Here is a 25,724-nt window from a genome sequence, read left to right on the forward strand (position 1 = left end):
CTGTGACAGCACGCGAGCACGATGGGCAGCCGGCAGTGCCCAATGGGCGGCAAGCAGGGCCCGATGGAGAGGCTCTTGCCTCGCAGTACGCGCCGGCCGAGGTGGAAGGCCGCCGCTACGAGCACTGGGAGAAGGCCGGCTACTTCACGCCGGAAGTACTCGGCGAAGCGGCGGGCGAGAACCCGCCCAGTTACACGATCGTTCTCCCGCCGCCGAACGTCACGGGCATCCTGCACATCGGCCACGCGCTCAACCACACGCTGAGCGACGTCCTGATCCGGCGCCGCCGCATGCAGGGCTACCGCACACTGTGGCTGCCGGGCATGGACCACGCGGGCATCGCCACCCAGAACGTGGTGGAGCGCGAGCTGGCCAAGGAGAACCTGTCCAGGCATGACCTGGGCCGCGAGGCGTTCGTCGACCGGGTCTGGCAGTGGAAGGCCGAGTACGGCGGCCGCATCCTGTCCCAGATGCGCAGGCTCGGCGACAGCGTGGACTGGTCACGTGAGCGGTTCACCATGGACGAGGGACTGTCCAGGGCCGTCCAGACGATCTTCAAGCGGCTGTACGACGACGGGCTGATCTACCGCGCCGAGCGGATCATCAACTGGTGCCCGCGCTGCCTCACCGCGCTGTCCGACATTGAGGTCGACCACTCAGACGACGACGGCGAGCTCATCTCCATCCGCTACGGCGACGGCGATAACAGCATCGTCGTCGCCACCACGAGGGCCGAGACCATGCTCGGCGACACCGCGGTGGCCGTGCACCCGGACGACGAGCGGTACCAGCACCTGGTCGGCACCACCGTCGAGCTGCCGCTGACCGGCCGGGTCATTCCGATCGTGGCCGACGCGCACGTCGATCCCGCCTTCGGCACCGGCGCGGTCAAGGTGACGCCGGCGCACGACCCGAACGACTTCGAGATCGGCCGCCGCCACGACCTGCCGGTGCTCGCGATCATGGACGAGCACGGCGTGATCACCGCGCACGGCCCGTTCCAGGGGCTCGACCGGTTCGAGGCAAGGCCCGCGATCGTGGCCGCGCTGCGCGAAGACGGCAGGATCGTCAGGGAGACCAGGCCCTACGTGCACGCCGTCGGGCACTGCTCCCGCTGCGCCACCACGGTCGAGCCGCGGCTGAGCCTGCAGTGGTTCGTCAGCGTCGGCCCGCTCGCCAAGGCGGCGGGCGACGCGGTCCGCGACGGCCGGGTAAAGATCTCGCCACCGGAGATGAACCCGCGCTACTTCGGCTGGGTGGACGACATGCACGACTGGTGCATCTCCCGCCAGCTGTGGTGGGGGCACCGGATCCCCGTCTGGTACTCGCCAGAAGGCGAGGTGCGCTGCGTCGGCCCCGACGAGGAGCCGCCGGCCGGCTGGACGCAGGACGCCGACGTCCTCGACACCTGGTTCTCCTCCGCGCTGTGGCCGTTCTCCACGCTCGGCTGGCCGGACGATACCCCGGACCTGCGCGCGTTCTACCCGACGAGCGTGCTGATCACCGCCTACGACATCCTGTTCTTCTGGGTCGCGCGGATGATGATGTTCGGCCTGTACGCCAACCGGGGCAAGACGCCCGCGGAGGCGGTGCCGTTCCAGACCATCGTGCTGCACGGCCTGGTCCGCGACCAGTTCGGCAAGAAGATGTCTAAGTCCAAGGGGAACGTGGTCGACCCGCTCGACTGGATGGACCGCTTCGGCACCGACGCGACCCGCTTCACGCTCGCCAGGGGCGCCACACCGGGCAGCGACGAGGCGATCAGCGAGGACTGGGCGGCGGGGTCGCGAAACTTCTGCAACAAGCTGTGGAACGCGACCAGGTTCGCGCTGATGAACGGGGCCGAGGTCAGCGCCGAGGTGCGGGCCGAGCTCGGTGCCGCGTCCGGTTCAGCGGAACGGTTGCGTGATTACTCTGTCGCCGACCGCTGGATCCTTTCCCGCCTGGCAGCCGTGACCGCCGAGGTGGACAGCCTGCTCGAGCAGTTCGAGTTCGGCAAGGCGTGCGAGGCGCTGTACCACTTCGCCTGGGACGAGTTCTGCGACTGGTACCTGGAGCTCGCCAAGGTGCCGCTCGGCGGCGACGATGAGTCGGCCAAGGCCGCCACGCGCAAGGTGCTCGGCTTCGTGCTCGACCAGATGCTGCGGCTGCTGCACCCGGTGATGCCGTTCGTCACCGACGAGCTGTGGACCGCGCTGACTGGCGAGGACTCGGTGATGGTGGCCGCCTGGCCCGCCTACGCGTACCACGACGAGCGGGCAGAGGCCGAGATCGGCTCGCTGATGCGGCTGGTCACTGAGGTCAGGCAGTTCCGCTCGGGCCAGGGGCTGCGCCCGGGTCAGCGGGTCCCCGCCCGGCTGGCCGGCATCGCGGCCACCACGCTGGCCGCGCATGAGGACTCCGTCCGCGCCCTGCTGCGCCTGACGGCACCGGAGGAGGCGTTCACCGCCAGCGCGTCGCTGCTCGCCGAGGGCATCACCGTGGAGCTGAACCTGGCGGGCACCGTCGACGTCGCGGCCGAGCGCAAGCGGCTCGAGCGTGACCTCGCGGCGGCTCGCAAGGAGGCTCAGTCGATGACCGCCAAGCTGGGCAACGAGGCGTTCACCGCCAAGGCGCCCGCCGACGTCATCGAGAAGTCCCGTGCCCGCCTCGAGGCGGCCAACGCGGACATCGCCCGCCTGGAATCCCGCCTGGCTGGCCTCACCTGACACCACAGTAGGCTGAACGACGTGGACGACATCGAGACGCGGCTGCGCGAGGTAGAGCTCGAGATCGGGTCGCGCCGGGCGGAACACCAGATCGACCCGACGCTGGACCGGGTCGCGGAGCTGGTCAGCCTGCTCGGCGACCCGCACCGCGCGTTCCCCGTCGTGCACGTCACCGGGACCAACGGCAAGACGTCGACGACGCGGATGACCGAGTCGCTGCTGCGCGAGCGCGGACTGCGCACCGGGCGGTTCACCTCGCCGCACCTGGTCTCGATGCGGGAGCGGATCTGCGTGGACGGCGTGCCGCTGTCCGCAGAGCGCTTCGTCGAGCTGTACGAGGAGATCCGTCCCTACGTCGACCTGGTCGACCAGCGGCAGCCCGCGCCGCTGTCCTTCTTCGAGATCCTCACCGGCATGATGTTCGCCGCCTTCGCGGACGCCCCGGTGGACGTCGCGGTCATCGAGGTCGGCATGGGCGGGCGCTGGGACGCGACCAACGTGGCCGACGGCGCGGTCGCGGTGATCACGCCGATCGCGATGGACCACATGCAGTGGCTCGGCGGCACCATCGAGGCGATCGCCACCGAGAAGTCGGGCATCATCAAGCCGGGCGCCACCGCCGTTATCGCGCAGCAGCCATTCACCGACGCCGCGGAGATCCTGCTGCAGCGCGCCGCGCTCGTCGGCGCGAGCGTGGCCCGCGAGGGATTCGAGTTCGGGGTGCTGTCCCGTGAGGTCGCCATCGGCGGCCAGCAGCTCGTGCTGCAGGGCCTGCGCGGCATCTACGGCGACATCTTCCTGCCGCTGTTCGGCGGGCACCAGGCGTCCAACGCGGCGTGCGCGCTCGCCGCCGTCGAGGCGTTCGCCGGCGTCGGGCAGACGGATACCGCGGAACAGGACGAGGACGGCACGTACACCCTCGGTGTCAGGCTGTCGGATGAGGGCCTCGATCCCGTCCTGGTCCGGGCCGGGTTCGCCGCCGCGAGCTCACCGGGACGCCTCGACATCCTCAGAAGGTCCCCGACGGTGATCGCGGACGCCGGGCACAATCCGGCGGGCATGGCGGCGACGCTCGAGGCGCTGACCGAGAGCTTCAACTTCGAGCGGGTGATCGGCGTTGTCGCGGTCCTCGGCGACAAGGACGTCGAGGGCATACTCGAAGAGCTCGAGCCGGTGCTGTCGGACATCGTGGTGACCATGAACTCCTCTCCGCGCGCGATGCCCGTCGACCAGCTCGCCGAGCTGGCCAGGGACTACTTCGGCGAGGACCGGGTGCACGTGGCGGAGCGGCTCGACGAGGCGATCGACCTCGCGGTGTCGCTGGCGGACGCCGGCGACGCCGACGCGGCCGCCGCGGGCCTGCCGGGGTCGTCCGCCGTGCTCGTCACCGGCTCCGTCGTCACCGCGGGCGATGCCCAGCTGATGCTCGCACCGGCAAGCGCCGTGGGCACGAGTGTCAACGCGGGCTACGCCAGGCACGCGGCGAATCAGGTATCGAATCAAGGAGATCTGAAGTGAAGCGCCTCTTGGTGACCGTCCTGACCATGGAGGCAGTGGTCGTCCTGCTGGCGATCGTCCCCGCGAAGCAGCTCGGGCACGCGAGCGGCGCCACCGCGGGCGCGGTCTGCGGTGCCATCGCGGTGGTCGCGCTGCTGCTGTGCGGCGTCGTCGGCCGCGGCAGGGCCGGCCTGTACGCGGGCTCGGTGTTCCAGGCGCTGGTGATCGCGGCCGGCGTGGTGCTGCCCGCGATGTACATACTCGGCGTCATCTTCGCCGCGCTCTGGTTCACCGGCATCTGGCTGGGGCGGAAGTGGGAGCACGCCGCACCGGCCCGGTAAGCTCATGCGTGATCCAGTGAATCAAAAGCCGTAAAACAATCGCAAGGAGCATTAGTGGCACAGCGCACCCTTATTCTGGTCAAGCCGGACGGTGTGAAGCGCAACATCATCGGTGATGTAATTTCCCGAATTGAGCGCAAGGGCCTGAAGGTAATCGCGCTTGAACTGCGTACCATCGAGGTCGACACCGCGCACGCACACTACGCCGAGCACGCGGAAAAGCCGTTTTTCGGAGAGCTTGTCGATTTCATCACCTCCGGACCGCTGGTCGCGCTTGTCGCCGAGGGCGACCGCGCCATCGAGGCGTTCAGGGCGCTGGCCGGTGCGACCGACCCGGTGAAGGCCACGCCGGGCACCATCCGCGGCGACTACGCCCTCCAGGTCGCGCAGAACATTGTGCACGGCAGCGACTCACCCGAGTCGGCGGAACGGGAAATCAAGATCTTCTTCCCCGAACTCGTTTAACCGGGCGCTCGTTAGATAGATATCTACGGTAGTAGGGCGGCCGCGAACACGGTTGTGTTCGCGGCCGACTCGCCGCAAAAGGCTTGCTTCAACCGCTCGGTCGGCAGCGCCGTTGTCTAGCGTGTCCGAATTAATACAAATAGTTCATCATTGGAATAAATTAGCCAAGAGTTACCGAAAATCAAACTTCCATCCCGGCCTCGCCCGGAGACCCCGGCAATCAGGATAATTCGGGCGAAAAGGGTGCAAACTTTACGGAGTATTGTCCTGATGTTTAGGCGCGTGACCGGCCTCGGGTAATCAGATGCCTATCGGATAGGCTCGGCACCGGTTCACCTGCGCCCGATGATCGGAAAGGGTTCTCGCACCCGATGAGCAATGTGTTGACGTTCCTCGGCCGCGACCTGGCGGTAGACCTCGGAACCGCGAACACCCTGGTGTACGTGCGCGGGCGGGGCATCGTGCTCAACGAGCCGAGCGTGGTGGCGCTCAACACCAATAGCGGCCAGGTCGTGGCCGTCGGGGTCGAGGCTAAACGGATGATCGGCCGCACGCCTGGCAACATCGTCGCGGTCCGCCCGCTGAAAGACGGCGTCATCGCCGACTTCGACGTCACCGAGCGCATGCTGCGCTACTTCATCCAGAAGGTGCACCGCAGGACCCGGATGGCCAAGCCGCGCATCGTCGTCGCGGTGCCGAGCGGCATCACCGGCGTCGAGCAGTCCGCGGTCAAGGAGGCCGGCCACCAGGCGGGCGCGCGCAAGGTCTACATCATCGAGGAGCCGATGGCGGCCGCGATCGGCGCGGGCCTGCCGGTCAACGAGCCGACGGGGAACATGGTGGTGGACATCGGCGGCGGCACCACCGAGGTGGCGGTGATCTCTCTCGGCGGCATCGTCACCAGCCAGAGCATCCGCATCGGCGGCGACGAGATGGACCAGGCGATCATCACCTTCGGCAAGAAGGAGCACAGCATGATGCTCGGCGAGCGGACCGCCGAGGAGATCAAGCTGGCGCTCGGCTCGGCGTACCCCACCAAGGAAGAGGCGCACGCGGAGATCCGCGGCCGGGACCTGGTCTCCGGGCTGCCCAAGACGGTGCTGATCAGCGCCGGCGACGTGCGCAAGGCGATGGACGAGCCGCTGTGCCTGATCATCGACGCGGTCAAGTCCACCCTGGACAAGTGCCCGCCCGAGCTGGCGGGCGACGTGATGGACCGCGGCATCGCCCTCACCGGCGGCGGCGCGCTGCTGCGCGGTCTCGACCAGCGGATTCGCGAGGAGACCGGGATGCCGGTGCACATCGCGGACAGCCCGCTCGACTCGGTGGTGCTCGGCACCGGCAAATGCGTGGAAGACTTCGACACACTGCGCCAGGTTCTCGTTCCCGACAGAAGGTAGTAAGCCACGCGAAAGTTACGAGCCCGCGCGGATGGTAGCGAGATAGCCTGGCACATGTTCGCCGGAGCGCAAGCGACGGGAGTTGCGCATTGCTTGAGTCCAGACGGACGCGAGTCGTCCTCACTGTGCTGCTCGTCGTGGCGATCGCGCTGATCACGATCGATTTCCGTGATGGCGGCAACTCCAGCGCGCACGGCATCGGCGGCCGTCTCTTCGGCCCCGTGGAGCGCGTGACGGGTGACGTCACCGGCTTCTTCCGCGGCGCGACAAGCGGCGGCGAGGTCGCGAACCTGCAGAAGCAGAACGACGAGCTCCGCGCCGAGCTTGCGCAGGCGCAGACCAGCAACACCAACGCCGGGCAGCTCGCCAAGCTACTGCACCTGACCGGCGCCAAGTACAGGGTCGTCACCGGCACGGTGATCGCGGCGGGCGGCGAGTACGCCGACACGGTGACGATCAACGTCGGCAGCGCGGCGGGCGTCGGGGTCAACGAGACCGTGCTCAACGGCGACGGTCTCGTCGGCACCGTGACCTCGGTGACCTCGGGCACCGCGACCGTCCAGCTCGCCAGCGACGCCGGCGCCACGGTCGGCGTCCGGGTGGCGGGCAACGGCCAGATCGGCGCGCTCAGCGGCACCGCAAGCTCGATGACGGGCAGCACCTCGCTGCGGCTCACCCTGTTCTCCGCGAACGCCGCGCTCCAGCCCGGCCAGGAGCTCGTCACCTTCGGCTCGGTGGGCGGCCGCCCGTACGTCCCAGGGATCCCGGTCGGCGTCGTGTCCGAGGTGACCACCCAGCCGGGCTCGCTCACCCCAACCGGCATCGTAAAGCCCTTCGTCGACTTCACCGGCCTCGGCGTGGTCGGGGTGGTGGTGTCCCGGTGATGCCGACGGCGTCCGAGCCCACCGCGGCGAAGCGCACGCTCACCGGCCTCGCGCTCGTCGCCATCCTGCTCGCCGCCGTCGTCCTTCAGCTCACCGTGGTGAACCGGCTGCCGCTGCCCGCCGCCTACCCGGACCTGGTGCTGCTCGCCGTCACCGCGATCGCCGTGTGCACCAGCCCGCTGCCCGGCACGCTGGCCGGCTTCGCCGGCGGCCTCGCGCTCGACGTCGCGCCGCCGGCCAGCCATTACGCAGGCGAGTACGCGCTGGTCTTCTGCCTGGCCGGGTACGGCGCCGCGCGCGCCGTGCGCGCCATCTACGACCTGACAGGCGAACGGGACCCGCTCACCATGTTCACGGTGATGGCCGTCGCCGCGGCGGCGGGCGAGGCGGGCAAGGCCGCACTCGGCATGCTGCTGTCCGACCCCGACGTCACGGGACCGGCGATCAAGCAGGTGCTGCCGGCCGCGATCCTGTACGACCTGCTGCTCGCGCCGCTCATGTTCCTGCTCGTCGCCCGGCTCACCCGCGACGCCGACGCGGAGCGAGCGCCGGCGCCCGAGTTCAGCTACGCGCAGCGGCTCGCCTCGGTCTTCCGGGCCGCGTCGTACGGCGCCGCGCCCGACCTGCGGCTGTCCGGCACCGGTGCGAACTACCGCGCGCCCGTCGCGCCGCGCCGCGTGCCGAGGCTGCGGCTCGCCGGGACGGGAGACGACCACCGCAGCCCGTCCCTGCCGCGCAGCGTCCCGCCGCTGCGGCTGTCCCGCGGTGGCGCTGGATCGATCGGCCGAACGGGTTCTGCTGCCTCGCCAGGCGCCGCGATCCGCCCGGCGGGGGCGGGCAGCCCCAGCCTGAACTTCGCCGCCGACCGCCCGGCGCGCACCGTGCGGCGCACCGTGCGCGGCCCGGGTAAGAACTGGTTGCGCGCCGGGGCGCCGGCGGCCGCCGCCCCAAGGTTGGCGAGCAGGGCAACGCCGCGCGCGGAGCCGCGAGCCGGCTCGTTCCGCCGCGTGCAGGCCTCGCGCACCCCGGCCTACCGCGCGGGCGCGGTGCCGCGCGCGGGCTCGTTCCGCGGCGCGTCGGCGCTGCGCACCCCGGCCTACCGCGCGGGCAGGGCGCCGCGGATTCCTGGCCACGGCTGGCTGCGGCCAGCCGGCCTTGGCGGCGCGCGCAGCGCCGCCAGCATCGCGGGCGCCGCACCGCGCTCCGGCGCCGACGTGCTCGCCGCGCGGTCCGCGCCGTCCGGCCTGTCGGCGTGGGCGGGTGCGGTAACGCCGCTCGCCCGCCGCGCGCCACGGTCCGGCTGGCTGCATTCCGCGTCGCCCTCGTGGGCACGATCCACCGGGCCGCGCCTCGCGCCGCGCCGTGGCTGGCTGGGCGGGACGAGCCGCCCGCGGACCGTCATCGGATCTACCCCAGGCGCCGGTCCCCGCCGGGGCAACTGGTACACCGCGGCACCGTCGCGGGACTGGGTGCGGCACAGCCGCCACCCGTGGCGCAAGCGCAGGCAGCGGCTGCTGCGGATGGTGGGGGTGGGCCGGTGATTCCTCGTTCGCGCCGCAGGCTTTTCGGCCTGTACGTGATCTCCCTGGCCCTGCTCGTCACGCTCGGCGGCCGGCTCTGGTACCTGCAGGTCCTCGACACCACGCACTACAAGGCGCTCGCCCAGGTCAACCAGACAAGGAAGATCGTGGTGCCTGCCGTGCGCGGCATGATCACTGACGACACGGGCAAGCCGTTCGTCACCAACCAGACGAAGCTGACCGTCTCCGTCGACATGATGCAGCTCTCGCAGACCACGAAGGATAACGGCAAGGCCGTGCTCGCCAGGCTCGCGCCGCTGCTGCACATGCCGGTCAAGACGCTCACCGAGAAGGTGCGGCTGTGCACCCGCGGCGTCAAGCAGCCCTGCTGGACGGGCTCGCCGTACCAGCCGATCCCGGTCGCGGAGAACGTCACAAGCACGATCGCGCTGCAGATCATGGAGCAGCCCGGGCTGTTCCCCGGCATCACCGCCCAACTGGCGCCGGTGGTGGACTACCCGATGCCCGCCGGGGCGAACCCGGCCCAGGTCCTCGGCTACCTGCAGCCGATCACCCAGCAGGAGATGGCCAAGGAGCACCTGCCGCAGACCGGGTACGCGGGCGACGACCTGGTGGGCCAGTCGGGCCTCGAGGCGCAGTACAACACCGCGCTGACCGGCATGCCAGGCACGAGGACGGTGGCGGTGAACGCGGCGGGCAACGTGCTGAACACGGTCGCCGAGCAGCCGGCCAAGACCGGGGACACGCTGGTGACCTCGCTGAACGCCAAGGTCCAGCGGATCGCCGAGCAGGCGCTCGCCAGCGCGATCGCCAGGGCGCGGGCGGCGGGCAACTCCGCCAACCAGGGCGCGGCCGTCGTGGAGACCACCGACGGCCGGATCGTAGCGATGGCGAGCTACCCCGACTACAACCCGTCCATCTGGACGAACGGCATCTCACAGCAGCAGTTCAAGTACCTGTTCGGCACCGCGTCCGGCGAGCCGGTGCTGAACTGGGCCACCCAGGGACAGTACGCGCCGGGCTCGACATTCAAGGTCACCTCGACCGCCGCGGCGGTCGCCGACGGCTTCTCGCTCAACGGCACGTACCAGTGCCCCGCCGTGTTCAACATCGGCAGTAGCAAGTTCTTCAACGACGGCGAGCCCGGCCAGGGCGCCATGTCGTTCCGCACCGCGCTGATCCAGTCCTGCGACACCGTGTACTACGAGCTCGGCTACCAGATGTGGCAGACAGACAACAACAAGGCCAACAACGAGCCGAACCCGCACGCGCCGATCCAGAAGATGCAGAAGATGGAGGTCGAGTGGGGTTTCGGCAACCCCACCGGCATCGACCTGCCGTCGGAGGCGACCGGCACGATCCCCACCAGGCAGTGGCTCTACTACATGTGGAAGGACAACGCGCACAAGGGCCAGAACTGGTGCAAGAACGGCAAGCGCGACGGGACCTACGTGCAGCAGATCGAGTACCAGGACTGCATCGACGGGTGGGTGTGGGAACCAGGACAGGCGGCCATCGCGGCGATCGGCCAGGGCTACGTGACCGCCACGCCGCTGCAGCTCACCAACGCCTACACCGCGCTCGCCAACGGGGGCACGCTGTACGAGCCGCGCATCGGCGAGGCGCTGCTCTCCCCGTCGGGCAAGCTGGTGCAGAAGATCGTCCCGCCGGTAATCAGGCACCTGCCGGTCGCCTCGGAGACCCTCTCCTACATCCGTTCCGCGCTGGCAGGCGTGGTGACCCAGGGCACCGCGGCCGGCGCGTACGCCGGGTTCCCGCTGAACCAGGTCTGCGTCGCGGGCAAGACTGGTACCGCGCAGATCATGGGCAAGATCGCGACCTCGGTGTTCGCGTCCTTCGCCCCGTGTAACAACCCCAAGCTCGTGGTGGTCGTCATGCTGCCGAACGCGGGCTACGGCGCGGACGCCGCCGCCCCCGCGGTGCGGCAGATCTGGGACGGCATCTACGGACTCGAGGGTGCGCGCAAGAAGGGGGCGGCGCTGCCCGGCGGCGTCCTGCCCGCCCTGCCGAAGCTGGCGGCGAAATGAGCGTCGGACTACCGTCCCGGGGCTGGGCGGGACCGCGGGCGGGCACCTTCGCGCCGCACCGCAGGTCGCCGCTGAACCGCGCCTTCGCCAAGGGCGGCGTCGCCAGGTCGTGGGACTGGCTGCTGATCGTCGCGACCTGCGCGCTCACCGCGATCGGCACCGTGCTCATCTGGGCGGCGACAGAGCCGTTCCTGCGCCAGGCCGGCCTCGACCCGCACACCTACCTGAAGAAGACGATCGTCTGGGCGGTGCTCGGCCTGCTCCTGATGTTCGTCACCGCGCTGATCGACTACCGGGTGATCAAGCGCCTGGCCCCGTACCTGTACGTCCTGTCGCTGCTGCTGCTGGCGGCGGTGCTCGTCGTCGGCCAGTCGGTGAACGGCGCGAAGGCGTGGATCGCGCTGCCCGGCGGTTTCCAGGTCGAGCCGTCGGAGTTCGCCAAGCTCGGTCTTGTGCTGTCCACCGCGTGGCTGCTGTCGCGCAGGAAACTGCCCGCGGGCCGCCCGACGATCAGGGACGTGTGCTACTCGTTCCTCGCCGCCGCGCCGCTGATCGCCCTGGTGGAGAAGGAGCCGGCCCTCGGCGTCACGTTTGTCCTGGTGTTCACCCTGATAGGCATGATTGTCGTGTCGGGCATCAGGATGTACTGGGTGCTCGGCGGCCTCGCTGTCGTCGCGGCGGGCATCTACGAGGTGGCGCACCGGCACCTGCTCAAGGGTTACCAGCTCACCCGGCTGACCTCGTTCCTGCACCCGGAGCAGAACCTGGCGGGCTCCGGCTACAACGGCCTGCAGGCGAAGATCGCGGTCGGCTCGGGCGGCATGCACGGCCAGGGCCTGTTCCACGGCACGTTCACCGGCGGCAGCTTCGTCCCCTCGGTGCAGACCGACTTCATCTTCACGGTCGCGGGGGAGGAACTCGGCTTCGTCGGCTGCGCGGTCATCGTCGCGCTGCTTGCCGTCATCGTGTTCCGCGCCATCCGCGCCGCCCAGATCGCCGAGGACATGTTCGGCATGCTGGTCGCGTCGGGCGTGGCCATCTGGTTCGGCTTCCAGGCGTTCGTCAACATCGGCATGACGATCGGCATCATGCCGATCACCGGCCTGCCGCTGCCGTTCGTCAGCTACGGCGGCTCGGCGATCTTCGCCGACATGATCGCCATCGGCCTGATCCAGGGTGTCCGCCGCCAGCACTCCATCTTCGGCGACACAACCCTCCGAACGGACCGGAAAACGCGCTAGAACGGGAGCGGTTGCTGCCGGGACAGCACGCCCTTGACGTCCGGCGGTGTGTACCGGTCGGACTTCAGCACCTTGCCGTCCTCCCGGTAGATGACCCGCCCGTCGGCGTCCAGCTTGGTCATGTTGGACCGGTGGACCTCGGCGAACACGGCGTCCAGGTCGATGCCGTAGACGATCGCCGCGCCGTAGGCCACGTAGATGATGTCGGCAAGCGCGTCCGCGATGCCCACGATGTCGCCCGCGGCCGTCGCGTCGGCAAACTCGCCGGTCTCCTCGGCGAGCAGGTCGACACGGAGCTTCGCCAGCTCGGCGGGGACGGCGGCGTCCGGTAGCACGGCCCGCGGCGCGCCGAAGGCCGCGTGGAACTCCGCCACGCCGGCCATCGCCGCCGACAGCCGGGGCGGGTTGGGAACTCGGGTACCTGTTTCCTGCGCAGCCATGTCGACCACGATGCCATAGCCCGGCGATACGCTGTCGGGCTATGGAGTATCTGCCGTACGACCAGCGACCAGTCTCGACGGAGTACCGGCGAGTGCTCGAGCGCATACTCGGCGAGGGGATCGAGACGCAGACCCGGCAGGGGGTCAACGCGTTCACGGTCATGCAGCAGACCATGACGTTCCCGCTCGCGCACGGGTTCCCCGTCATCACCGAGCGCAGCATCAGGTCCTTCTGGCGCAAGCCCATCGGCGAGCTCTGCGCGTTCATCAACGGCGCCACCACGCTGGCGGAATTCGAGCGGTTCGGCGTGGACTGGTGGGCGCCGTGGACCACGCCGGAGAAGACGCTCAAGAAGGGCATCGAGCCGGGCAGCATCGGCCCCGGCTCGTACGGCGCCGCCTTCCACGCGTACCCGACGCCCGACGGGCCGCCGTTCGACCAGTTCAAGCACCTGGTCGAGCAGCTGCGCGAGCTGCCCGAGCTGCGTACCCACTTCGTCGACCCGTGGATCGCCCCGTACCAGGTCAGGGGCGAGGGCAAGCAGCCGAAGACGACGATCGCGCCGTGCCACGGCTGGATCCACGTCCGGGTGCTCGACGGCGGCCTGCACGTGCACATGACGCAGCGCTCAGGCGACGTGCCGGTCGGCGTCCCCGCCAACATGGTCCAGTACGCCGCCCTGGCCCTCATGCTCGAGCAGCTCACCGGCTATGCGGCGGTGGCCTACTATCACACGATCTCCGACGCGCACATCTACGCGGATCAGGTCGTCGCCGTCCGCGCCATGCTCGCCACCGAGCCGCGCCCGCTGCCCACGGTCACGCTGAACGAGGCCGGGCGCGCCGTCACTGACATCCACGACTTCCGCGCCGAGCACTTCGAGCTCGCGGACTACCACCCGAACCCGTCCATCGGGTCCATTCCCGTCGCCACCTGAGCCGGCTGGCTAGCATGACAGCAGAAGGAAGGGGACGGCCAATGACGAGGATCGGGCAGCTATGGAGCCGCCGCCGCGGCACGCCGGACGGCGCCGCGAACGGCCGGCATTCCGGCCCCGCCCCGCTGATCCAGACCCTCGGCGTGTCGAACAGCCTGTTCGCCGACGCCTCCAACTTCGACCAGCGCTTCGTCGAGGACTACGCGAAGATCGAGGAGACGGTCAACGCGCTGCGCACGCTCGGCTTCAAGATCGTGCTCACCAGCGGCTCGTTCGACATCATCCACGAGGGCCATTCGATGTACCTGGAGGCGGCCAGGCAGTTCGGCGACTTCCTCATCGTCGGCCTGGACAGCGACGAGAAGATCCGCGCGCGCAAGGGAGAGAACCGGCCCGTCGTCCCGCAGATGGAGCGGCTGCGCATGGTCACCCATCAGCGCGGCGTGGGCCTCGTCACACTCAAGCAGACCAAGCACGCCAAGTGGGCGCTGATCAAGGCGGTCCGTCCCGACGTCCTCGTGGCGACCGAGGAGACCTACACCAAGGACGAGATCCGCGAGCTCGAGGCGGGCTACTGCGGCCGGGTCGAGGTTCTCGGCCGGATGGCCACGGTGAGCACGTCGGCGCGGCTGCGCGAGGTCATCCAGCGCGAGATGGCCAACCCGGATTCCCCGGTGTCCACGGTGCACGCCACCCCGCCGCGAAACCAGCCGCGCAAGAAGCTCAGCCCCGCAGGGCGGACCCGCAGTTGACCAAGCAGATCCTGCTCTACCTCCCGGTCGTGCACGCGGGCCACGAGGCATTCTTCGCGCGGCACGCCGACGCCGCCGAGATCCTGCTGCTCGGCGGCGGGTTCAAGGACGTGTTCAAGAGCCTGGCGAAGGACATCAGGGCGCTGCCGCCGCAGCGGGCCGCCCAGTTCCTGCGGCTGCTGCTGCCGGGAACGCCGGTCCGGGTGATCGAGCCAGCCGACCTGCCCGGCGCGGTGACCGCTGACGTGCTGGTGCTGCCCGACGAGGACATCACCAGGAACCTGGCGGCCGTGCACCGGCTGCGGGACGGGCATGAGCTGGTCTTCGACAACACGTTCCTGCGCTGGGACAGGGAATGGAGCCAGGCGCGGCGGCCCGCCGGCTTCGACGGCGCGGTGGCCGCGGGCGACCTGCCGCCACGGATGCTCGCCACCGCGCGGGAACTGGCGGGCAACAGCTCGGACTGGTGGCGGCAGGTCGGCGCGGTCGCGGCCCGCGGCGAGCGGGTGCTCGCCGTCGCCTGGAACCACCATGAGCCCAGCGAGTACTCGCCGTACATCGACGGCGACCCGCGGGACAGCTTCAGCCGCGGCGTCCGCGGCGACCTGTCCACCGCGATTCACGCGGAGGCATCCATCGTCGCCCAGGCGGCCCGCGAGGGATTCTCACTGAGCGGCGCCGACCTGTTCGTGACGACCTTCCCCTGCCCCGCCTGCGCCCGGCTGGTCGCGGAGGCCGGCTTTGCGCGCTGCTACTTCGCGGGGCCCTACTCGGTGCTCGACGGGGACGAGGTGCTGCGCGCCGCGGGCGTCGAACTGCTGTGGGTCGACACGGCCGGCTCGGGAAACCCGGAGGGCTAGCTCTGCGCCACGTGGCGGGGGCGGGAGCTGAACTTCATCCGCACCGGCACCTCGGGCTCTGAGTCCGGGTCGCCGACGAGCACGTGCGCGTGCACGTGGGCGATCGTCGCGCCGGTGAAGCTGCAGTTGCCGTTGCGCACGCCGAGCCCGTAATGGCCGAGGCCGAACTCGTCCCTGATCCACCGCAGCGCGGTCCAGAAGTCGCCGAGCGACGCCTCGTCGAGGTCGAGCATGTCGGTCACGTGCCGGCGCGGCACGACGAGCAGGTGCAGGCTTGTGCCGGCATAGGGGTACGCGTTCGGCGTCACCGACCAGTGCTCTGTGGAGAAGATCACTCGCTGTTTCGCGTGCTCACGGAGCGAATCGGGGCAGAACAGGCAGATCCCCGCGGCCTCGAGCCGCTCCATCTCGGCCAGCTGCTCGGCGGTCCGGTAGTTGTCCGTGCAGTACAGGCTCAACGACGCTCCGCTTCTGTCGGCTTCAGGCGCATCGCGACCATGGTGCCACGGCCCGGCACCTGGAAGCCCCGTCACGGGCCGCAGCCAGCCGCACCCGTTCCGGATCATGGGTATTCTCGGAAGCATGCCTGTCGAGTCCGTCTATCCCAAGCTGGAGCCGCTGCTGCCGCTTGTCCGCAAGCCGGTGCAGTATGTCGGCGGTGAGGTGAATTCCACCGTTAAGGCCTGGGATGAGACCGACGTCCGGTGGGCCCTGCTTTACCCGGACGCGTACGAGGTCGGACAGCCCAACCAGGGCATCGCGATCCTCTACGAGATACTCAACGAGCAGCCAGGCGTGCTCGCCGAGCGCACCTACAGCGTCTGGACCGACCTCGAGGCGCTGATGCGCACGCACGGCGTGCCGCAGTTCACCATCGACACGCACCGGCCGGTGAGCGCCTTCGACGTGCTCGGCGTGTCGTTCTCCACCGAGCTCGGCTACACCAACCTGCTGACCGCACTGGACCTGGCCGGCATTCCGCTACTCGCCGCGGACCGGGCGATCACGCACCCGATCGTGCTGGCCGGCGGGCACGCGGCGTTCAACCCCGAGCCGCTCGCTGACTTCCTCGACGCGGTCGTCATCGGCGACGGCGAGGAGGCGGTGCTCGCCATCAGCCGGCTGATCCGCGAGTGGAAGCAGGGGGGCTGCCCGGGTGGCCGCGACGGTCTGCTGCTGTCGCTCGCCGCGACCGGCGCCGTCTACATCCCCAGGTTCTACGACGTCGGCTACCTGCCCGACGGCCGCATCGAGCGGATCGTGCCCAACCGGCCGGGCGTCCCTGCCGCGGTGCGCAAGCACACGCTGCTCGACCTGGACGCCTGGCCGTACCCGAAGGCGCCCGTCGTGCCGGTCGCGGAGACGGTGCACGAGCGGTACAGCGTGGAGATCTTCCGCGGCTGCACGAGGGGCTGCCGGTTCTGCCAGGCCGGGATGATCACCAGGCCGGTGCGCGAGCGGTCGATCACCACCGTGGGGAACATGGTGGCGAACGGTCTCAAGTCGACCGGCTTCTCCGAGGTCGGCCTGCTCTCGCTGTCGTCGGCCGACCACAGCGAGATCAACGAGATCGCCGTCGACCTCGCCGACTGCTATGAGGGCTCGAACGTGGGGCTCTCACTGCCGTCCACCCGGGTGGACGCCTTCAACATCACGCTCGCCGACGAACTGTCGCGCAACGGCAAGCGCTCGGGCCTGACCTTCGCCCCGGAGGGCGGCTCGGAGCGGATGCGCAAGGTGATCAACAAGATGGTCACCGAGGAAGACCTGATCCGCACCGTGACCACCGCCTACTCCTCGGGGTGGCGGCAGGTGAAGCTGTACTTCATGTGCGGCCTGCCGACCGAGGAAGACGACGACGTGCTGGCGATCGCGGACCTGGCGCGCAAGGTGATCGCCGCCGGGCGCGCCGCGTCCGGGCGCAAGGACATCCGCTGCACGGTGTCGATCGGCGGTTTCGTGCCCAAGCCGCACACGCCCTTCCAGTGGGCGGGCCAGTGCCCGCCCGAGGTGGTCGACGACCGGCTGCACAAGCTCGGCGCCGCGCTGCGCGGCGACAAGAGCTACGGCAGGTCGATCGGCTTCCGCTACCACGAGGGCACGCCGTCGCTCATCGAGGGGCTGCTGTCCCGCGGCGACCGACGGGTCGGCCAGGTCATACTTGCCGCCTGGCGGGATGGCGCCCGGTTCGACGGCTGGAGCGAGTACTTCTCCTATGAGCGCTGGACCGCGGCGTGCGCCACCGGTCTGGCAGCGTTCCCTGTCGATCTTGCTTGGTACACTACGCGCGAGCGTGAATACGGCGAGGTACTGCCGTGGGACCACTTGGACTCCGGTCTCGACCGCGACTGGCTGTGGGAAGACTGGCAGTCGGCGGTCGCGCCCGCCGGGGCCGGCGAGGTGGAGGATTGCCGGTGGACTCCGTGCTACGAGTGCGGTGTCTGCCCGGCGATGGGCACGGAGATCCAGACGGGCCCGACTGGAGAGCGACTGGACGGTAGGCGACTGCTTCCCGTGCTGGCGAGTAACGGGAGATAGCAATGGCCGTGACACAGAATGGCAGCGCGCCGGTCACGACCCAGCATCTTCTGGTCCGGTATGCTAAACGGGGAAAGATGCGTTTTGCCAGCCAGCTGGATGTGGCGCGGGCCTTTGAGCGGGGCGTGCGGCGAGCAGATCTGCCGATCGCCTACTCGAGCGGGTTCACGCCGCACCCGAAGATTTCCTACGCAGGCGGAGTCCCGACCGGGGTCGCGAGCGAGGCCGAGTACCTGAGCCTCACGCTGACCAGCCAGGTCGAGACGGACGCCGTGCGGGAGCGGCTGAACGCGGCGCTGCCTGATGGGATAGACGTGATTGCTGTCACTGAGGACTCCGGGGGACTGCCGGCGAGTCGGCTCACCGCGTCCGAGTGGCAGGTGGCACTGCCCGGCCTGCGGGCCGACACCGTGGTGCCGGTGGTTCAGAAGTTTCTCGCCCTGACGGAGGCGCCGGTGGAGCGGCTGACCTCCAAGGGATTGCGACGCATGGACGCACGGGCAGCCGTGGTCAGCCTCGACGTAACCGCTGACGCGGGGGCTGGCTCCGAGCTGCGAATGATCGTCCAGCACACTGTCCCGGCCGTGCGGCCTGGCGACGTGCTCAACGCGCTTCGTGACGTTTCCGATGTGTTCCCGTCAGAGCCGCTCATGACGCGGCTCACGCAGGGATCGCTCGGCGAATCCGGGGTGGTCCAGCCATGACCGCCGCCACTCCGGGCCTGAAGTACTCATCCATGCCTGGGCGCAGCCCCCGCACCACCGCGCGTGACTTCCCGCGCGGTGGCGGCTGCATTCCAGGCGAACGATCACTACGAGCTTCCGCGCGGCGCGCCGGCGCAACACGTACGGCCGCGCCCGGAAGCCTGACTGGAGATTGCCCGAATGCTCGACAGCGAGCGCACCAACAGCGAGACAGGCACTAACGAGGCCACTGGCCGCAACGAGGGAACCGCTCCCGCACCGACGGCGTTCAACGGGCCGGCTGAGCAGCCGGCGCCGGCGGCTCCGGCGGTTCCCGCGGCGCTGTTCCAGCCGCCGCAGGCCCTGTTCCAGCCGCCAGTGGCGCCGCCCGCGCCTCCGCCATCGGCGGGAGAGCGGGATTCCGGCGACAGGGATGCGGCCGACCGGGACTCCGGTGACCGGGAGTCCGCAGGTGGCCAGGGATCCGGTGGCCGGACCGAGTCCGAGCCGGGGACAAGCCGGACGAGCCGCAGGACCCGCGGTCGCGGGCGCACCACGTCCCGGGTCCGTGAGGCTGCCGCCGACGATGACCTGTTCAGCGCGGACGCCGCCGCGGCGGTGGCCGAGGCGGACGCCGGCGGCGGCGACGTCCCCGCGAGCGCGGCCGTGACCGACGACGCCGACGAGCAGGCGGCTGGCCGCCGTCCTCGCCGGCGCCGCAACACCAGGACCAGGACTCGCGCTAGCGACGCCGCGGCCGATGACGACCTCGACGGCCAGGGCGGCCCGGAAGGCGCCGACGCCGAGGCTGACGCCGAAGGCGATGGAGAGCTGGGCGAGGACGGCGGCGAGGCGGGCACCGCGGGCCGACGCCGCCGCCGCAAGCGCCGCCGCGGTTCGGCAGACGGTGACGCGCTGTCACCGGATGACCCGCCGGACACCGTGGTGCACGTCAGGGAGGCGCACAACCCCGCCGACGACGTGCGTGCCATCAGGGGCTCTACCCGCCTCGAGGCGAAGAAGCAGCGCAGGCGGGAGGGACGCGAGTCCGGCCGCAGGCGCCCGCCGGTGGTCACCGAGTCGGAGTTCCTCGCCCGCCGGGAGTCGGTCGAGCGGACGATGGTCGTCAGGCAGCGCGGCGACCGCACCCAGATCGCGGTGCTCGAGGACGGCATCCTCGTTGAGCACTACGTGAACCGGACCACGCACGCCTCGTATGTCGGCAACGTGTACCTGGGCAAGGTGCAGAACGTGCTGCCGTCGATGGAGGCGGCGTTCGTCGACATCGGCAAGGGCCGCAACGCCGTGCTGTACGCCGGCGAGGTCAACTTCGACGCCAGCGGCCTCGAGGGCCAGCCCAAGCGGATCGAGGCGGCCCTCAAGCCGGGCCAGTCGGTGATCGTCCAGGTCACCAAGGACCCGGTCGGCCACAAGGGCGCGCGCCTCACGTCGCAGGTCTCGCTGCCCGGGCGTTACCTCGTCTACGTGCCAGGCGCGTCGATGACCGGCATCAGCCGCAAGCTGCCAGACACCGAGCGGACCAGGCTCAAGCAGATCCTGAAGAAGGTGACTCCGGAGAACGCCGGCGTGATCGTGCGCACCGCCGCCGAGGGCGCCGCGGAGGCCGAGCTCGACCGTGACATCACCCGGCTTGCCGCCCAGTGGGAGAGCATCGAGAAGAAGGCCAAGACGGCTTCCGCGCCCGCCCTCCTGTACGGCGAGCCCGACCTGACCATCCGCGTGGTCCGCGACGTGTTCAACGAGGACTTCAGCAGGCTGATCGTGTCCGGCGACGAGGGCTGGGAGATCATCGACGAGTACGTCAAGTACGTCGCGCCGCACCTGGCCGACCGGATCAGCCGCTGGGACCACGACGAGGACCCCGCCGACGACGTGTTCGCCGCCTACCGCATCGACGAGCAGCTCGCCAAGGCGCTCGACCGCAAGGTCTGGCTGCCGAGCGGCGGCTCCCTCGTCATCGACCGCACCGAGGCGATGACGGTCGTCGACGTCAACACCGGGAAGTTCACCGGGCAGGGCGGCAACCTCGAGGAGACCGTCACCAGGAACAACCTGGAGGCGGCCGAGGAGCTCGTCCGCCAGCTGCGGCTGCGTGACGTCGGCGGCATCGTTGTCATCGACTTCATCGACATGGTGCTCGAGTCCAACCGCGAGCTGGTGCTGCGGCGGCTGCTCGAATGCCTGGCCAGGGACCGGACCAAGCACCAGGTCGCCGAGGTCACCTCGCTCGGCCTTGTCCAGATGACCCGCAAGCGGGTCGGCGCCGGGCTGCTGGAAGCCTTCTCGCAGCAGTGCGAGTGCTGCAACGGGCGCGGCGTCATCGTCTCGCTCGACGCACCGGCCGAGCCGGCCCACCGCGCATCGGCTGGCACCGCGCACCGGCCAGTGCCGGCGCCGCCCGCGCACGGTCCCGCCAACGGGAACGGCAAGAGCCAGGGCAACGGCTCGGGCGCGGGTTCTAGCTCCGGTTCCGGCGCCGCCAAGGGCGGCGGCTACGCCAACGGCCGCCGTGACAGCGACCGCCGTGACAGCGACCGCCGCGACAGCGGTCGGCGGGACGAGGGCCGCGGCCGGGATGCACAGCGAGAAACCGCGACGGCAACGACAGTCGACGACAGTGAGCTGACAGGCGCTGGGCTGACCAGCACTGGGCTGACCGATACCGCGCTTTCCGGTGCCACCGGCGCGTCGCTCGCGGGCACCAGCGCTACTGGCACGGAAGGCGGCCGCCGTACCCGCCGCCCCACCTCGGCAGGCACCGCCTTCGCGGCCGCGGTCCAGGTGGAGGACTCCCCGGCACCCGCCGTGGTCGTCCCCGTCGCGCCGGACCCTGCGCTCGCCGACCAGGCAACCGCAGGCGCCACCGCCCCGGTCGACGACGCCACGGACGCGGCGGCCCCGCCGGTCCGCCGCACCCGCGCCGGCTCCGCCGTCGCCCGCGTCACCGTCGTCACCGACACCACCCCGACCCCGGCTCCGGTCGAGGACGCGGCTCCGGCCCCGGTCGAGGACGCGCTGGCTCCGGCTACAAGCGAGGCCGCGGCGGTCGCCCCCGAACAGGCGGAATCCCCGGTCCCAGCGCAGACCCCGGAGTCATTCGTGGCCCCTGAGCCCGCGGAAACCACGGAGTCGCAGACCCCTGAGCCCGCGGAGACACCCGAGGCCGCGGTCGAGTCCGCCGACGCGGCCGACGCGCTGGCCCTGGCGGAGCCCAGCGCCGAGGCAATCGACGCCGAGGCAACCGTCGCCGGCCAGGCAGCATCGGCCGAGGCCGACGTCGCGGCTCCGGCCGAGGCAGCGCCTGAGGTGCCCCTCGACGAGGCAGCGGCCCCGGCCTGGACCGGCGGCGCGGAGGCCTTCGCGGCCGACGTGCCCGCACACGACGCGTTCGCGGCCGAGGCGGCACCGGCCGAGGAGGCACCGGCCGAGGCGGCGCCCGGAGGGGTCGACGAGGCTGCGGCCGAGCCTGCCGCTGAGGTCGCGCCCGAGCCCGTCACCGCGTGGTCGGCCGAGCCGGCCATCGTCTCGCCAAGCCTCTTCGAGGCGACGCCAGGCGACTCCGCCGTCACGCCTGCCGAGTCCGGCGCGACCCCGGCAGAAACGGATTCCGCCCAGGACGGCGCCGCGAGCACGGACGACGCCACGGCGGAAGGCGACGAGCCCCCGGTCTGGTCCTAGCGCACAAGATCGTTTAGGCCATGCCCTTGTCATTACCGGGACCATTACCCCGGTGATGACAAGGGCATTTTCGGAATGATCTTCGCGGGGACGGCGAAGCCGGCTCTTGAGCACTAACAGCCGGAGGACCCGGCGATCACGGCTGCCAGACCTGGTATGCTTGGCGAAGCAAATAGTGCGATGACACGTCGGCCCGCCAGCTCATAGCCCGGGCTCTTGTGCCGTGCATCGCGATCATGCGCGTAAGATGGCATGTCAGTTCATGGCGAGCCCGCAAACGGCAAGAAGGCCAGCGAGAATGCTGGCTAAAGACCGGCGGAGCACGCATACAGGGAGAGGCAGTTCTCGGGTGTACGCGATTGTGCGCTGCGGTGGCAGGCAAGAGAAGGTCGCCCTCGATGACGTGCTCACCGTCGACAAGCTTGCGGACGAGGAGGCCGGGTCGAGCGTTACGTTCCCCGCCCTGCTCGTGGTGGACGACGGCACGGTCATCAGCGACCCGGAGGAGCTTAGTGCTTACCAGGTCACTGGCGAGGTGGTCGGCCCGGCCAAGGGGCCGAAGATCAACATGATCCACTACCGGAACAAGACGGGCTACAAGCGCCGTCAGGGACACCGGCAGCAGTACACCCAGGTCCGGATCACCGGCATCGAGAAGGCCTGACAAGGACCCGAGAAGGCATAAGGACTGACACGACATGGCACACAAGAAGGGCGCGTCCTCCAGCCGTAACGGCCGGGACTCGAACGCGCAGCGGCTTGGCGTCAAGCGCTTCGGCGGTCAGCGCGTGAACGCCGGCGAGATCATCGTCCGGCAGCGCGGCACCCACTTCCACCCCGGTCTCGGCGTCGGCCGTGGCGACGACGACACTCTGTTCGCGCTTGTCGCGGGCAAGGTCGAGTTCGCGCGGTTCCGCGGTCGCCGTGCCGTGAACATTGTTCCAGAGCCGGAGAAGGTCTCGGCCTGAGCCGCATAGCGGCGAACGCGACAAACGTTTATGGCGGGCCGGGTAACCGGCCCGCCATTCGCATGTAAGGGGATCGAATCATGGCGGAGTTCGCCGATCACGCTGAGCTGCGTGTGCAGGCAGGCCACGGCGGCAACGGCTGCGCCTCGGTCCACAGGGAGAAGTTCAAACCGCTTGGCGGCCCGGACGGCGGCAACGGCGGCCGCGGCGGCAGCGTGATACTCGAGGTCGACGCCTCCACCTCCACGCTGCTCGACTTCCACCGTCGCCCCGTCCGCAAGGCGGCCAACGGCGTCCAGGGCGAGGGCTCGAACCGCAACGGCGCCGCGGGCGACGACCAGGTCGTGAAGGTGCCGAGCGGCACCGTCGTCCTCGACAAGGCCGGCAACGTGCTCGCCGACCTGGTCGGCACCGGCACCCAGTTCGTCGCCGCCGCGGGCGGTCGCGGCGGGCTCGGCAACGCGGCGCTGGCCTCGCAGAGGCGCAAGGCGCCTGGATTCGCGCTCAAGGGCGAGCCGGGGGAGACGCGCGAGCTCACCCTCGAGCTCAAGACCGTCGCGGACATCGGCCTGATCGGCTTCCCGAGCGCGGGCAAGTCCTCCCTGATCGCCGCCATGTCCGCGGCGCGGCCCAAGATCGCCGACTACCCGTTCACCACCCTCATCCCGAACCTGGGCGTCGCCGAGGCGGGCGACGTGCAGTTCGTCGTCGCCGACGTGCCTGGCCTGATTCCCGGCGCGAGCGAGGGCAGGGGCCTCGGCCACGACTTCCTCCGCCATGTCGAGCGCTGCTCCGCTCTCGTGCACGTCCTCGACTGCGCCACGCATGAGCCGGGCCGCGACCCGATCTCCGACCTGGACACGATCGAGGCCGAGCTCGCCGCCTACGAGGACATGAACGGTCCGGGCCTGACGGGTACCCGCCTAACGGACCGGCCACGGCTCGTGGTGCTCAACAAGATCGACGTCCCCGAGGCCCGTGACCTCGCCGACTTGGTCAAGCCCGAGCTGGAAGCCCGCGGACTCAACGTCTTCGAGATCTCCGCCGCGACGCACGAGGGCCTGCGCGAGCTGGGCTTCGCGATGGCGGAACTGGTGGCAAGCGCACGCGAGAACGCACCGGAGCCGGAGCCCGTCCGTGTCGTGATCAAGCCCGCGCCGGTCAAGGACGCCGGCTTCGAGATCGTCCGCACCGGTGACGGCGCCTACCTGATCCGCGGCGAGAAGACGACCCGCTGGGTCAACCAGACCGACTTCACCAACGACGAGGCGGTCGGCTACCTCGCCGACCGGCTGGCCAGGCTCGGCGTCGAGGAGGCCCTGGCCAAGGCGGGCGCAGAGCAGGGAGACACGGTCCTGATCGGCGACGAAACCGACGCGGTCGTCTTCGACTGGAATCCGGAACTTCAGGCTGGCGGCGGTCACGTGCCCGGCCCGCGCGGCTCGGATCGACGTCTGGAAAGATGAGTCCGTGCCGGACGCTGCCCCCGCGGATGCTGTTCCCGACGATCCTGGCCGCCCCGACATCGCAGGATCGCCACGGACCGTCGTCAAGATCGGCTCCTCGTCGCTGACCACGAAGACCGGGTCGATCGACGAGAGCCGCATCGAGGACCTGGTCGCGACGATCGCCAACCGGGTCAAGGACGGTCACCAGGTTCTGCTGGTCTCGTCCGGCGCGATCGCGACAGGGATGGCGCCCCTCGGCCTGCTGAAGCGGCCACAGGACCTGGCGACACAGCAGGCGGCGGCGAGCGTCGGCCAGGGCCTGCTCATCGCCCGCTACACGCACGCCTTCGCCAGGCACCGGCTCGGTGTCGGCCAGGTGCTGCTGACCGCGGACGACCTGATGCGCCGCGCCCACTACCGCAACGCGCAGCGCACCCTGGACCGGTTGCTCGAGCTCGGCATCGTCCCGATCATCAATGAGAACGACACGGTGGCGACCGACGAGATCCGGTTCGGCGATAACGACCGGCTCGCCGCGCTCGTCGCCCACGTCTGCCGGGCCAGCGCGCTTATCCTGCTCTCCGACGTGGATGGCCTGTACGACGGCGACCCGCGCAAGGGCGGCGCCCGCAAGATCGAAAGCGTCAGCGGACCAAAAGACCTGGAGAACGTCAGGGCGGGCAAGACAGGCGCCAGCGGCGTGGGCCGCGGCGGCATGTCCACCAAGGTCGACTCGGCGCTGATCGCCACCGCGGCCGGCATCCCCACCGTCGTCACCAGCGCGCCGCACGCGGCCGCAGCCCTGGCCGGTGAGCAGACGGGCACCTACTTCGCCCCAACCGGCCAGCGCCCGAGCACCAGGCTCCTCTGGCTCGCGCACGCCGCCGTCGCGCAAGGAAGTCTCAAACTGGACGACGGCGCCGTAGAGGCGATCACCGTCCGCCGCGCCTCCCTCCTCCCGGCAGGCATCACCGCCGCCGCCGGCTCCTTCGAGGCAGGCGACCCGGTAGACCTAACGGACGAGTCAGGCAAGCCCGTGGCAAGGGGCCTGGTCAACTACGATGCGACCGAGCTCCCCGCCATCATGGGCCGCTCCACTCGCTGGCTGGCAAGCAAGCTAGGCCCAGAATACGAGCGCGAGGTCATCCACCGCGACGACCTGGTAATCCTCTGAAAAGGAGAACGGGGCCGGGGAGATCCCCTCGCGGCCTCCCGCAGGAGTGCCGCGAGGAATCTTCCCAGCCCCGTTCAACGACCCTCTGGGGTCAAGAAG

Annotated in this window: 21 protein-coding genes; 19 read left to right on the top strand and 2 right to left on the bottom strand. The window is 70.0% G+C overall.

The features are described 5' to 3' along the window. Positions 1–35 precede the first annotated feature (35 nt). From EAS64_RS20210 to rodA, 9 genes are all read left to right on the top strand, one after another. Positions 36–2,708 carry a valine--tRNA ligase gene (locus EAS64_RS20210; protein WP_145856565.1) on the top strand — a complete coding sequence of 891 codons (2,673 nt, stop codon included), beginning with the start codon at positions 36–38 and terminating at the stop codon, positions 2,706–2,708. Positions 2,709–2,729: 21 nt separating this feature from the next. Further along, positions 2,730–4,226, top strand: a complete 1,497-nt coding sequence (locus tag EAS64_RS20215; RefSeq protein WP_145854995.1) for a bifunctional folylpolyglutamate synthase/dihydrofolate synthase — start codon at positions 2,730–2,732, stop codon at positions 4,224–4,226. Then, positions 4,223–4,546 carry a DUF4233 domain-containing protein gene (locus tag EAS64_RS20220; protein ID WP_246115782.1) on the top strand — a complete coding sequence of 108 codons (324 nt, stop codon included), beginning with the start codon at positions 4,223–4,225 and terminating at the stop codon, positions 4,544–4,546. Before EAS64_RS20215 ends, EAS64_RS20220 begins: the two co-directional genes overlap by 4 nt. A 54-nt stretch (positions 4,547–4,600) precedes the next feature. Continuing rightward, on the top strand, positions 4,601–5,011 hold the full coding sequence (ndk, locus tag EAS64_RS20225) for a nucleoside-diphosphate kinase (protein ID WP_145854997.1): 411 nt from the start codon (positions 4,601–4,603) through the stop codon (positions 5,009–5,011). A gap of 371 nt (positions 5,012–5,382) precedes the next feature. Beyond that, positions 5,383–6,411 (top strand): rod shape-determining protein, encoded by a 1,029-nt coding sequence (locus EAS64_RS20230; RefSeq protein WP_145854999.1) that lies wholly within the window; start codon positions 5,383–5,385, stop codon positions 6,409–6,411. A gap of 89 nt (positions 6,412–6,500) precedes the next feature. After that, positions 6,501–7,295 carry a rod shape-determining protein MreC gene (gene mreC, locus EAS64_RS20235; protein ID WP_187366055.1) on the top strand — a complete coding sequence of 265 codons (795 nt, stop codon included), beginning with the start codon at positions 6,501–6,503 and terminating at the stop codon, positions 7,293–7,295. Further along, positions 7,295–8,836, top strand: coding sequence for a rod shape-determining protein MreD (gene mreD / locus EAS64_RS20240; RefSeq protein WP_145855003.1), 1,542 nt, complete (start codon positions 7,295–7,297; stop codon positions 8,834–8,836). Before mreC ends, mreD begins: the two co-directional genes overlap by 1 nt. Beyond that, positions 8,833–10,884 carry a penicillin-binding protein 2 gene (mrdA, locus tag EAS64_RS20245; RefSeq protein ID WP_145855005.1) on the top strand — a complete coding sequence of 684 codons (2,052 nt, stop codon included), beginning with the start codon at positions 8,833–8,835 and terminating at the stop codon, positions 10,882–10,884. The genes mreD and mrdA overlap by 4 nt, the downstream gene beginning before the upstream one ends. Then, positions 10,881–12,125 carry a rod shape-determining protein RodA gene (rodA, locus tag EAS64_RS20250; protein ID WP_145855007.1) on the top strand — a complete coding sequence of 415 codons (1,245 nt, stop codon included), beginning with the start codon at positions 10,881–10,883 and terminating at the stop codon, positions 12,123–12,125. Before mrdA ends, rodA begins: the two co-directional genes overlap by 4 nt. Here the strand turns inward: rodA and EAS64_RS20255 are convergent. After that, positions 12,122–12,565 (bottom strand): pyrophosphohydrolase domain-containing protein, encoded by a 444-nt coding sequence (locus EAS64_RS20255; RefSeq protein ID WP_145855009.1) that lies wholly within the window; start codon positions 12,563–12,565, stop codon positions 12,122–12,124. The two genes, rodA and EAS64_RS20255, sit on opposite strands and share 4 nt — an antisense overlap. Before the next feature lie 41 nt (positions 12,566–12,606). Here EAS64_RS20255 and thyA point away from each other — a divergent pair, with 41 nt between their 5' ends. The 3 genes from thyA to EAS64_RS20270 are packed head-to-tail and all read left to right on the top strand — an operon-like array spanning position 12,607 to position 15,115. Then, positions 12,607–13,503 (top strand): thymidylate synthase, encoded by an 897-nt coding sequence (gene thyA / locus EAS64_RS20260; protein WP_145855011.1) that lies wholly within the window; start codon positions 12,607–12,609, stop codon positions 13,501–13,503. Between the two features lie 41 nt (positions 13,504–13,544). After that, positions 13,545–14,255 (top strand): adenylyltransferase/cytidyltransferase family protein, encoded by a 711-nt coding sequence (locus tag EAS64_RS20265; protein ID WP_187366056.1) that lies wholly within the window; start codon positions 13,545–13,547, stop codon positions 14,253–14,255. Continuing rightward, positions 14,252–15,115 carry a deoxycytidylate deaminase gene (locus EAS64_RS20270; protein WP_145855015.1) on the top strand — a complete coding sequence of 288 codons (864 nt, stop codon included), beginning with the start codon at positions 14,252–14,254 and terminating at the stop codon, positions 15,113–15,115. The genes EAS64_RS20265 and EAS64_RS20270 overlap by 4 nt, the downstream gene beginning before the upstream one ends. Here EAS64_RS20270 and EAS64_RS20275 read toward each other — a convergent pair. Then, complete coding sequence (locus EAS64_RS20275) at positions 15,112–15,573, bottom strand: HIT family protein (RefSeq protein ID WP_145855017.1); 462 nt, start codon at positions 15,571–15,573, stop codon at positions 15,112–15,114. The two genes, EAS64_RS20270 and EAS64_RS20275, sit on opposite strands and share 4 nt — an antisense overlap. A 124-nt stretch (positions 15,574–15,697) precedes the next feature. Here EAS64_RS20275 and EAS64_RS20280 point away from each other — a divergent pair, with 124 nt between their 5' ends. The 7 genes from EAS64_RS20280 (at position 15,698) to proB (ending at position 25,625) form a co-directional block, all read left to right on the top strand. Continuing rightward, positions 15,698–17,653 carry a TIGR03960 family B12-binding radical SAM protein gene (locus tag EAS64_RS20280; RefSeq protein ID WP_145855018.1) on the top strand — a complete coding sequence of 652 codons (1,956 nt, stop codon included), beginning with the start codon at positions 15,698–15,700 and terminating at the stop codon, positions 17,651–17,653. A 2-nt stretch (positions 17,654–17,655) separates the two neighbouring features. Continuing rightward, positions 17,656–18,357 carry a TIGR03936 family radical SAM-associated protein gene (locus EAS64_RS20285; RefSeq protein WP_145855020.1) on the top strand — a complete coding sequence of 234 codons (702 nt, stop codon included), beginning with the start codon at positions 17,656–17,658 and terminating at the stop codon, positions 18,355–18,357. 180 nt (positions 18,358–18,537) lie between these two features. Continuing rightward, entirely contained in the window at positions 18,538–22,035 is a 3,498-nt protein-coding gene (locus EAS64_RS20290; RefSeq protein WP_145855022.1) for a ribonuclease E/G, read from the top strand. A 349-nt stretch (positions 22,036–22,384) separates the two neighbouring features. After that, on the top strand, positions 22,385–22,699 hold the full coding sequence (rplU, locus tag EAS64_RS20295) for a 50S ribosomal protein L21 (RefSeq protein WP_145855024.1): 315 nt from the start codon (positions 22,385–22,387) through the stop codon (positions 22,697–22,699). Positions 22,700–22,733: 34 nt separating this feature from the next. Further along, entirely contained in the window at positions 22,734–23,003 is a 270-nt protein-coding gene (gene rpmA / locus EAS64_RS20300) for a 50S ribosomal protein L27 (protein WP_145855026.1), read from the top strand. An 80-nt stretch (positions 23,004–23,083) separates the two neighbouring features. Next, positions 23,084–24,469: a GTPase ObgE gene (gene obgE, locus EAS64_RS20305; protein ID WP_145855028.1), complete on the top strand. Its 1,386-nt coding sequence runs from the start codon at positions 23,084–23,086 to the stop codon at positions 24,467–24,469. 4 nt (positions 24,470–24,473) lie between these two features. Next, positions 24,474–25,625, top strand: coding sequence for a glutamate 5-kinase (gene proB, locus EAS64_RS20310; protein ID WP_246115783.1), 1,152 nt, complete (start codon positions 24,474–24,476; stop codon positions 25,623–25,625). Positions 25,626–25,724: the final 99 nt, after the last annotated feature.

The sequence above is a fragment of the Trebonia kvetii genome, from assembly GCF_007827045.1.
Lineage (GTDB): Bacteria > Actinomycetota > Actinomycetes > Streptosporangiales > Streptosporangiaceae > Trebonia > Trebonia kvetii.